Raw genomic sequence first — 9840 nt, forward strand, 5'->3', positions numbered from 1 at the left:
TCGCGCGCGCAATGCCAAAAGGCGCGGGCGCGATCCCCGGCGACAGATCCCGAATATGGCGGCTTTTGCGGATCAATTCAAAGCGGCGAGGCGCTTGACCGACTCGGCGTCGCCCAGCTCGATGGCGCGCCGGTACCATTTGCGCGCGGTTTCCAGATTGGGCTGCAGGCCGGCGATGAACAGTCCTTTCAGATAGGCGGGATCGTAGGTTTCGGCCAGCGCGCGGGCGCCTTTCGGACTGCCGCTGACCGCGAGGTCTTCGAAGAGCAGGCGCGCCGAGGCGATGTCGCCGCTGCGCATCAGCTTGATGGCGCGGTCGAGCGTTTCGGTCTCCTGTTCGAGGCTCGGACGGGTCGGCGGCACCGGCGCGGGGCGCGGCGGCGGCGGCTCGGCGCGGGTGGCGACGGCCGCGGGCTTTCCCGGCGGCGGTTCGGCCCTGGCGGCGGCCTCCGCCGGTTTCAGCTCCACCATCATGAGGCGCTGTGCGATGGCCGCCGTCTCATTGTCGCGGAAGAACTGCACGGTGAGCTTGACCGCGCCGGAAAAGCCGGGCGGCGAGATCAGGCTGAGCTGGGGAAGGTCGTTCACCGAGACGATCCAATAGCCGCGCAGCCTGAAGCCGTGGCTGAGTTTCAGCTCGGCCGGGAAGTCGGGGAATTTGGCGAAGCGCACGCCATCGGCGGGCGGCGTGAGGCCGAGGCCGATGGCGCTGCCCGAGACGCCCGCGACCCGCGCCACCGGCAGCGCTGCCGTGTCGGCCTGGGCCACCTGGATGCCGCGCTCGGCCGGCGCCTGCCAGGGCGGATCGCCGGGATCGCTCCTCTCCGACGCCCGACCGGCACAATTCAGCCCCGCCACCAAAACGGCGGACACGCCGATCAACGCCCTCATTCCCGCCTCCTTGAGCCGTGTGTCGCTGCGCGGTGCCGCGCACACTTTTTCTTCTCTCGATCGGGAAAATCACCACAAGCTTCCCGAAATTCCTTGCAAAATCATGCAATTCCAAGGCCAGGCGCATCGGCGCGCCTCGCCCTAGCGCCTCGACTGCTGGACCGACCATTGCTGGAACTGGGTCCACATGGCGTTCTTCTCCGCCTCCGTGAGCGGCGCGTTGGTGCCCCGCGACTTGGAGAACTCATCGACGAAGGCCAGGAATTCCGCCTTGATCTGATCGCCGGAGGAGATCGAGCCGGTGGTGGCCGGGGCGGCTTGCCGCTTCTTGTTCAGCCATTCCTGCGCCGTCGAATAGCGGGTCCAGCCCGGCACTTCGGCCGCAAGGTTGACGTCGGCCCAGCCGGGATGGCGGGGCGGCTTGGCGAATTTGTCGATATTATCGAAGAAAATGTTCACGAAATTCGCGATGCGCTGGAAACGCTCCGAGCCGGGCGGCCAATTATAGACCGCCAGCAGGGTGCTGGTGGCGATGGTCGGCACCTCCTGGCCGGCCGGAATCATGGCGGGATAGTGCTGCGATTTCAGCCGGGCGGGCAGATAGGCGGCGCGCAGGGCGTTGAAATTGCTGTTCGGCAGGCTGGCCTTGTCGATCGGCACGAAATGCAGATCGTCCTCGGGCTTGACGTTCTCGAACCCCTGCAGCGGTGGCTGCGCCCCCCGCGCGGCGGCGGCCACCTCGCCGCTCTTGACCTTCTGCATGGCGAGGGCGGCGTCGTCGAAGACGATCTCCACCTTGATGCCAAGCGCCAGGAACAAATTCTCGCAAAGCAGCGCCACGGTGCTCATCGGCTTCAGGCAACTGACTTTTTTACCGCGAAGATCTTCCAGGCTGCGGATCTCGTTCTTGGCGTAGACATGCAGCTCGGTGTTGAAGAGCTTGGTGACATATTGAATGCGCTGGTCGATGTCGCCGTAAAGGCGCGGATCGGTGCGCTTCAGATAGGACAGGATGTCCTGGTCGACCACGCCCATGTCGACGCCCTTCATATAGAGCATGTCGAGCACGTTCTGGCCGGCGCTCTTGCCGATCACCGGGATGACGCGCAGATCGTTGCCGGGCAGGCCGTCGAGCACGTTGGAGATGTCCTCGGCGTATTGCGTGTAGCCGGTCAGGCGGCCCGACGCCATGATCATGACGACGTTTTCATTGGCCTTGCGCTTGGCGTCCTGATAGGGGCCGGGGGGACCGGGCGGCAATTTTTGCGATTGGGCCAGGGCTCCGTGCGAGAGAAGCGCAATGCAGCCCCACAAAACCCCTCGGAGAAGGGTTGCTGAAAAAAGCTTCATGGACATCCCCGTTCTGCCAATAAAATTTAACCAATTATTATTATTCCAATTTCGCCTATGAATGCAATTCCTTGCTGACGACAGGCGTCCGAAGCGGAGACTCAATTTACCAAAAGTCCCAGCCAAAACCATGAAAGCAAAATCTAATGCACAAAAAAGAATGTCACCCGGAGCGAATGATTTCGCTCAACAGGTGACATCCGTATTCAATTCGCTTTTATTCCGGCGCTGCTGACGATGTCCTTCCATTTCTTGCGTTCAGCAACCATGAATGCTGAGAATTCAGCCGGTGTCATCGGCGAGGCGACCGCGCCAACAGCAAGCAGCTTTTCGGCGATGTCGGGCCGGGTGAGCGTCGCTCTGGTGAAGCTGACCAGGCTGTCAATCACCGGCTTGGGCGTTCCCTTGGGGGCGTAGAAGCCGAACCAACTGGTCGCCTCGAAGCCCGGAATGGTCTCCGCCACGGTCGGCACATCGGGCGCGGTCGGGTTGCGCTTGAGGCTGGTCACCGCGAGCGGGCGCACGTCGCCGGACTTGGCCATCGGCCATGCGGCGGTCATGTTGTTGAAGCTGAGGCTGATCTCGCCGCCGACCAGCGCCGCCATGATCTCGCCGCCGCCCTTATAAGGAACGTGGGTCATCTTGGTGCCGGTGAGCTGCTTGAACAGCTCGGCCGATAGCTGCTGCGAGGTGCCGGTGCCGGCCGAGCCGAAGGTCAGCGTGTCCGGATTGGCTTTCACATAGGCGATCAGCTCGGGAACGGTCTTGGCGGGCAGCGATTTGTTGACGACCAGAAGATTCGGCAATTGGGCGAGCAGGCTGATCGGCTCGAAATCCTTTTCGGGGTCATAGGGGAGTTGCGCATAGACGAACTGGTTGATGGCGTGCGTGGACACCGAGCCGACCAGCAGCGTCAGGCCGTCGGGCTTTGCCTTGGCAACGAAGGCCGCGCCGATGCCGCCTCCCGCCCCGACCTTGTTCTCGACGATGACGGGATGCCCGGTCGTCTTCTGCAGGTGCTCGGCCAGAATTCTCGCCAACACGTCCGCAGTGCCACCGGCGGCGAAGGGGGAAACGATCGTCACCGGTCCCTGCGGCCATTCCGCGGCATGTGCCGGCGCCAAGCAGAGCGCCAGAGCAGTCGCCACGGACCATATGAATCTCATCACACATTTCTCCATGCTGCTTTGATTGCCTAGGTAGTTTACCGGGCAAGACCAAAAGCAACAAGTTTGGAGCGGCGGAATTTACTTATATATCACGGAAAATGGAAGCAACCCTGGGTTTAGATGAGACATGTTTTTTGCATATTCACCATCAATATCTCTAATCTTATGGAGAAAAAGGCAGCAATCGTTTTGATGATCTGGTGCCCGTAAGCGCAAGATTGCGATGCACTAAATGCCTATTGCGGCATAGCGTGTAAGCCATCCCCGGAAAGACCGGATAATTCTTGGCACGGAGGGTCGGTCCGGGGCGCATGGGCGGCTATGCCGGATCAGAGCGTGTTGACCGGGTTGCGCCGGGCCGGCGTCGCGCGGTCCGGTAAGCGGCGCCCACCGGACCACGCATGGGGAAGACCGGCATTGCCGGCGCCTCCGGTCAAGCGCTGGGGACGGCCGCCCCCGGATCGATGAGCTTGCTCGCCTGGAGGTCCTGCCAGAATTCAGCGGGGATCTTGGCGTGCATCGAATTGTAGTCTTCCAGGATTTGCTGCGGGCTGCTCGCGCCGACCACCAGCGCGGCGGCGACGTCGGGCGCGGCGGAAAATTGCAGCGCCGCCGAGCGCAGATCGACGCCGTGCCGCTCGGCGGCCGCCCGCAATTGCTCGCGCTTCTCGATATGCTGGGCCGGGATCTTGTAATTGTCCGGGCCGTAATTGTAGCGCGGACTGCCCGAGAGGAATCCCGCGTTCAAGGACGAGCCGATGACCAGCGCCACGTTCTTCTGCCGGACGGCGGGGAACAGCTCGTTGACCGCATTGGCGTGGTCGATCAGCGAATATTGCGAGGCGCACAGGCAGACGTCCGGATCGGCGACCTCGATCGCCCGCAGGATCGGCTCGGGACGGTTCACCCCGATGCCCCAGGCTTTGATGATGCCCTCCTCGCGCATTTTGCTGAGGGCGGGAAACGCGCCGCGCTGGGCAATCTCGAACTGCTCCTCCCAAGGGGTCGGGAAATAGGGGAAATCGGGCGAGATGTCATGCACGAAGGCGACATCGAGGCTGTCGACGCCGAGCCGCTGCAAACTGTCCTCGATCGAGCGGCGCACGCCGTCGGCCGTATAGTCGTAGACGACGTCGTTCGGTGAATTGGACATCGGGAACAAGTCGGTGTGGCGGTTGCTCTTGGACGCCTTCAACAGCTTGCCGACCTTGGACGACAGCAGATAGTCGCCGCGGCTCTTATCGTGCAGGAACTGCCCGAAGCGGCGCTCGGAAAGGCCGAGCCCGTACCAGGGCGCCACGTCGAAATAGCGCACGCCCGCCGTCCAGGCGGCATCGAGCGTGGCTTCGGCGTCCTTGTCCATCACCTTGTTGAATTCGTTCCCCATGGGAACGCCGCCGAGGCCGAACTTGAATTCGGGCTTAAAAATCTCGTTTGCGCGGTTTGCGGGGGCCATGCTGGCATCTCCTTTGGCTGGGTTGGGGGCTGCCGCCGCGAAGGAGGGCAGGGCGAGGCCGCCCATGGTCGCGGTGGCAAGGGTGAGGAATTTTCGGCGGTTGGGGCTATCGGTCGGCATGCATGAACTCCTGATTTTGGCGCCGCGGCCGGTGGCTTCCCCCCATCGCGCGAAGCCTTCGGCGCGCCTGCATCGGCGCTGGCGTCGGCCGGTCTCGATCACATTCGGTTGGCTAACGAGCCGGACGGCGTTTCGGTTCGTTGAGCGATGCTCAATGGTGGCTTGAGGCCAGCCGCTCTCCCGACGAGCGAAGGCCGGCCTTAAAAGCCAGTTATGAAAGCCGTTACGATTTTCATAGAATTGCTCCGGCCGCGCGGGTCCGAGCCGCGCCGTTCGCAATGCGGAGCGAACCGGGGTAAGATCGTTGAGCAGTAGTCAACCTGATCGAGCGACGCGTGCAGGCCTTCGACCGCGCCATCCTGGCCGACCTCAACATCTTCCTGACCATCGTGCGCCGGGGAAGCATGGCGCAGGCCGCCATCGAACTCGGCGTCACCACCTCGGCGCTCAGCCACCGGCTGCGCAAGCTCGAGGCCCAGCTCGGCGTCCGGCTTTTGAACCGGACCAGCCGCTCCATCACGCCGACCCAGGCCGGCGCCGCGCTGGCGGACCAGATCGGCGGCGGCTTCCAGGCGATCAGCGACGCGCTACGCACGCTCGAGCGGCATCGCGCTTCGCCGATGGGCCGGCTTCGCCTCAACGTGCTGCGCGATGCGGCGCGCCTCGTGCTCGGCCCGGTGCTGCCGCGCTACACCGCCGCCTTCCCGGATATGCATCTGGACGTCACCGTGGACGACCATCTGGTGGACATCGTCGCGCAAGGGTTCGACGCGGGCATCCGCTATGGCGACCGGGTGCCGCAGGACATGGTCGGGGTGGCGCTGACGAGGCCGCTGCAATGGGTCGTCGTCGGCGCGCCCGCACTGATCGCGCGCACCGGGCGGCCGCGCGTGCCGGATGACCTGCTCGGGCTGCCCTGCGTCCAGATGCGCATCGGCGACAACAGCCGCGTCCCCTGGGAACTCGGCAATGGCGCCGCGATGATCCGGGCCGATATTCGCGGGCCGCTGACGGCCAACGAGACCGAGCACGCCGTCGATGCGGCGATCCGGGCCGTCGGTTTCGCCTATTGCCTTGAGCGAAGGGTGAGCGGCGAACTGGCCTCCGGCGCGCTGGAGCTGGTTCTGCCGGAATGGGCCTCGGAAGGCCCGCCCTTCACGCTATATTATCCGAGCCGGCGGCAGACGCCGGGCGGGCTGCGCTCTCTCATCGATCTGATCCGCGAGGCCGAAGGGCTGCCGCGGCTGGCCCGGCCTGGCGAAGGCTAACAAGGCGCGGATTCTGCCATCTAGCCGTTCTAGGCGAACGGCAGCGCATCGCGCGGCGCCTGCTGGCGAGGCGGGGCGTAGTCTTGCTGCGGGCGATCCTCGCGCCTGTGCTGAGGCTCCTCCGGCGGCGTCTGCGGCTTGGGCAGCATGCGGATCGGCTCGCCGCCGATCCAGCCGGGCACCGGCGCAATGGCGCTGAGCCAGGTGATCGCGCGCGCGACGATGCCGTCATCGTTCGGGCCGCCATGCTGGGGCGTGAACGGGTCGGCATAGAAGCTGGCGCCGGCGGCGAGCGCCAGATCCTGCACCGCGTCGACCATTTGCGGCGCACCGCAGGCATAGACGATGTCGCCGGGCGTCAGCTCCGGCATGTGATCCGTCGGGCGGCCGACGCGCACGGCCGGCGCGGCCCGGGCGGGTTTCTCGCTCACCGTCGCGATCAGCCGCACATTGGGGTAGTCCCGCAGCCGGCGGAAGGCGGGCGCCATGTAAAGCGACGGCATGGTCTTGGCCGCCGCGATCACCACCACGTCCCGCCAGGGGTTTTCCGCCATCGCCGCGTCGGCGATGGCGAGGATGGGGGCAAAGCCCGTGCCGCTGCCGACGAGCACGAGGCGGTTGCGCAGCCCCAGACGCAGATAGGCCGAGCCGAAGGGGCCATTGAGCGTCACCGGATGGCCGCGCCGGATCCGGTCGCCGATCGCCGGCGAGACGAGCCCTCCCGCAATGCGCCGGACATGCAGGCGCAGCGTGCCGCCGCCGGAGGGCTGCTGCATCGGCGAGGTCGGGCTGAAATAGCGGCCGGGATAGCCTCGGAACTGGACCCGGTAATATTGGCCCGGCAGGTAGACGATCTCGTCATGCGGACGGATGACGACCTCCGTCACATCGGGCGCGAGCCGCCTCGTGCTGACCACCGTGCCGCGCGTCGTCAGCACCTCCGGCACCGGCTCCACCACCGCCTGCAGGTCGGTGATGACGCGGGCCTGGCAGGCTTTCACCACGCCGGCTTCCCCGCACTCGCCGCCGATGGTCATGCCGCTCACGACCTTCACCTTGCAGGTGCCGCATTGGCCGGCCCGGCAGTCGTGAGGCACATCGACGCCGTTGCCCAACGCCGCGTCTAATAGGATTTCGCCTCGCCGAGCCGTAAAACTTTGGTCGTTAATATGCACCCTGCAGCTTTTTCGCATGCTTTGACCTCGATACGGATGGGTCTGATGAACCGCGTGTGGCGGCTTTGCGTATGGTCGAAGACGGCAACGCGCATATAGGCGCCAGTGGCGATCGGCGTGTCGTATTTGCTGCCGGTATCCAGGCGGCGGACCACCTCCAGTGTCCACCGTCCGGCGGCCCATTTGGCCATGCCTCGGATGTGAGCCCGGTCCCCCGCAAAGGCGCCGGAGGTCAGCAGCAGGCCGGGAATGACGGTGCCGATCGGGATGCGGGCATCGTGCTCGCGGCTGTAGGGCACCGAGTCGTCGGCGGCGAGCCACCAGCGGGTGGTTTCGCGGTCGCCGATATTGGGATCGAGATCCATCTGGTCGGTCGCCTGCAGCGCCTTGCGGGGATCGCTCGGCAGCCGCTTCGGGATCACCGGCCGGTCATAGCCGCCAGGGCCGCGCTCCTCGAAATTGAGCTCCGTCAAGCCGCTGCCGGGATCGGCGGCAAAGCCGCCCTTATAGGCGGACTGGCCCGCCTTCTGCGCCGCCGCCGGCTCGGCGGGCGGCCCGAAATGGGTGTCGTCCACCCATCCCATCATGCCGCCGGTCGAGGCGTGCCATTGCCACATGTCGGCGTAGCCGCCATTGGTGGTGTAGTGCAAGCCCCGTCCCGAAAGCGTCGCCGGCTTGTCGCCGAGCGGCTGGCGGCCGGCATGGAAGGTGCGGTCGCCGGGAATCAGCGTATAGGCCCCGACCAGCAGCACCGCGAATTTGTCTTCGAAAAACGCGGTGGCGTCGCCCCGGTCGAAGCCCTGCTGCAGCACGCGCCAGCCGGTCTCGGTCTTCTGGATGGGCAGATGTTTCAGCGAGCGGGTCGGATCCTCCCAGACGAAGCAGAAATAGGCGTTGGTGCCGTCATGGACGGCGCGGATCTCGACCTCGGATTGGCCGGCGCCGTCGAGATTGGCGCCCTGCTGGGTCGGCACGGCGATGCTCGACGCCACCCGCCAGATCGGATCGGACATGTCGCCATCGATGCGGGGCTTGTCGCTCTCGGCGATCTGGTCGAGGATCAGCGTGTCGCGCGTCGCGGTGTCGAGCGACAGCATGAACACGAGGAAACCCACGCCGCCCGCGATCGCGGTCAGCAACGGATGGGCGTGCAGCACGGTGCCGCCGCGCCCTGGCTCCCTTGCCGGCCTCGGCGGGTTTTGCGGGCCCGGCATCCGCCTCTCCGGCCTGTGCCCGGCATGGGCGTTGTCCGGTTCCGCCTGGACCTGGGCGGCGATCACTTCGAAAGGATCGAATTCCGGCGGCCGGGGCGCGAGCGGGCCGGGGTTGAACACGCGCAAAAGCTGCCATCTGCCGCCGATGGCGTAATGGACGGCGATATGCGCGGGCACATAGAGAACGATCACCCATGTCGCCTGATGATGCAGCTCGGCGGCCCAGCCGCCATAGCCGACATAGAGCATCGTGCCGGTGACGAACTCGGTTGCCAGGGCGGCGAACAGCGTCCAATACAGCACGATATTGAGCCCGCCATAGCGCGCGCTCGCCCGCCCGGCGATGCCTTTCAGCCGGGCAAGGTCAGGGCGGACCCGCCGGGACAGACCGGCCCTCGATATGTAGATGGCGTAGGAAATCGCCAGCGCGATCAAGGCAGTGCCAACGGGAATATGGGCGGTCCAGACGATGCTTTGGGGCAGCACCGGGTCGAGCACGGACAGCCAGCGGTCACGCGGGCCGTCGATCGCGATCCTCAGGCCCGTCGCCACGGCGACGACCAGCAGCGCCACCAGCGTCCAGTGCAGCAGGACTGTCCCGAAATCGGTTTTCTTGATTGCACGCCGCGCCATAGTCTCCTTTTTACCCTTCGGGTAATCTTCATGAAGTAATCAAGACGCGGCAGCGCCTATTTGTCAGTACTGTATGCAGTATTCATAATACGCCCGTATTATCGAAAATACAGGGGGATGAAAAGCGTTGCCGCGCCGTGAGGTTGAAGAGCGATTTCAGGGAGCAGTCTCAGGACCGCTGCTGTCGACGGGCTTAAGCTAGCCGGGGGGAAGGGCGAAACTTTGGTTGTTTGTTGCTGCCAGTTTGCTGCCAGCGGGAATTTTGTTTCCGACTTTTGCTGGCGCGGGGATCAAATGAGGCGGGATCGGCCGCCATCGCCCTCGGCGCCCAAAACCGCCTCTAGCCCTCTCCCATGCGGAGGGTGGCGCGCGTTAGCGTGCCGGGTGAGGGGGTAATGCCTCTCCGTGTGGCGATGTCTTGCCCTACCAATAGGGATTACCCCCTCACCCTAACCCTCTCCCCAGGGAAGACCTTTGCAAAACTTCGATTCCTTCGCCCCGGCCGTTAGAGCCGGGGCCCACTCGCCTCTCCACTTGCCGCAGCAATAGCGGAAATATGATTGG

General features: G+C 64.9%; 7 protein-coding genes. 1 reads left to right on the forward strand and 6 read right to left on the reverse strand.

The window, feature by feature from the left end; translation table 11 throughout:
* Positions 1 to 72: 72 nt before the first annotated feature.
* The 4 genes from BLEFHOIH_RS01520 to BLEFHOIH_RS01540 all read right to left on the reverse strand — a co-directional run bounded on the left by BLEFHOIH_RS01520 (position 73) and on the right by BLEFHOIH_RS01540 (position 4986).
* On the reverse strand, positions 73 to 891 hold the full coding sequence (locus BLEFHOIH_RS01520; protein ID WP_125461538.1) for a sel1 repeat family protein: 819 nt from the start codon (positions 889 to 891) through the stop codon (positions 73 to 75).
* Positions 892 to 1032: 141 nt separating this feature from the next.
* Complete coding sequence (locus BLEFHOIH_RS01530) at positions 1033 to 2151, reverse strand: TAXI family TRAP transporter solute-binding subunit (protein ID WP_170936938.1); 1119 nt, start codon at positions 2149 to 2151, stop codon at positions 1033 to 1035.
* Between the two features lie 296 nt (positions 2152 to 2447).
* Positions 2448 to 3326 carry a tripartite tricarboxylate transporter substrate binding protein gene (locus tag BLEFHOIH_RS01535; RefSeq protein ID WP_245296821.1) on the reverse strand — a complete coding sequence of 293 codons (879 nt, stop codon included), beginning with the start codon at positions 3324 to 3326 and terminating at the stop codon, positions 2448 to 2450.
* Between the two features lie 517 nt (positions 3327 to 3843).
* A complete protein-coding gene (locus BLEFHOIH_RS01540) occupies positions 3844 to 4986 on the reverse strand; it encodes an aldo/keto reductase (RefSeq protein ID WP_210191610.1) in 1143 nt (380 codons plus the stop codon).
* A 335-nt stretch (positions 4987 to 5321) separates the two neighbouring features.
* Between BLEFHOIH_RS01540 and BLEFHOIH_RS01545 the strand changes: the two genes are divergently transcribed.
* Positions 5322 to 6254: a LysR family transcriptional regulator gene (locus BLEFHOIH_RS01545; RefSeq protein ID WP_088342742.1), complete on the forward strand. Its 933-nt coding sequence runs from the start codon at positions 5322 to 5324 to the stop codon at positions 6252 to 6254.
* Between the two features lie 29 nt (positions 6255 to 6283).
* On the opposite strand, the gene BLEFHOIH_RS01550 is transcribed toward BLEFHOIH_RS01545, so the two are convergent.
* Together BLEFHOIH_RS01550 and BLEFHOIH_RS01555 are read right to left on the reverse strand one after the other, a co-directional pair.
* Positions 6284 to 7447 (reverse strand): 2Fe-2S iron-sulfur cluster-binding protein, encoded by a 1164-nt coding sequence (locus BLEFHOIH_RS01550; protein ID WP_088342743.1) that lies wholly within the window; start codon positions 7445 to 7447, stop codon positions 6284 to 6286.
* Complete coding sequence (locus BLEFHOIH_RS01555; protein WP_088342744.1) at positions 7378 to 9276, reverse strand: ethylbenzene dehydrogenase-related protein; 1899 nt, start codon at positions 9274 to 9276, stop codon at positions 7378 to 7380. The genes BLEFHOIH_RS01550 and BLEFHOIH_RS01555 overlap by 70 nt, the downstream gene beginning before the upstream one ends.
* Positions 9277 to 9840: the final 564 nt, after the last annotated feature.

The organism is Rhodomicrobium sp. R_RK_3 (assembly GCF_002198715.1).
In the GTDB taxonomy this organism is placed as follows: domain Bacteria; phylum Pseudomonadota; class Alphaproteobacteria; order Rhizobiales; family Rhodomicrobiaceae; genus R-RK-3.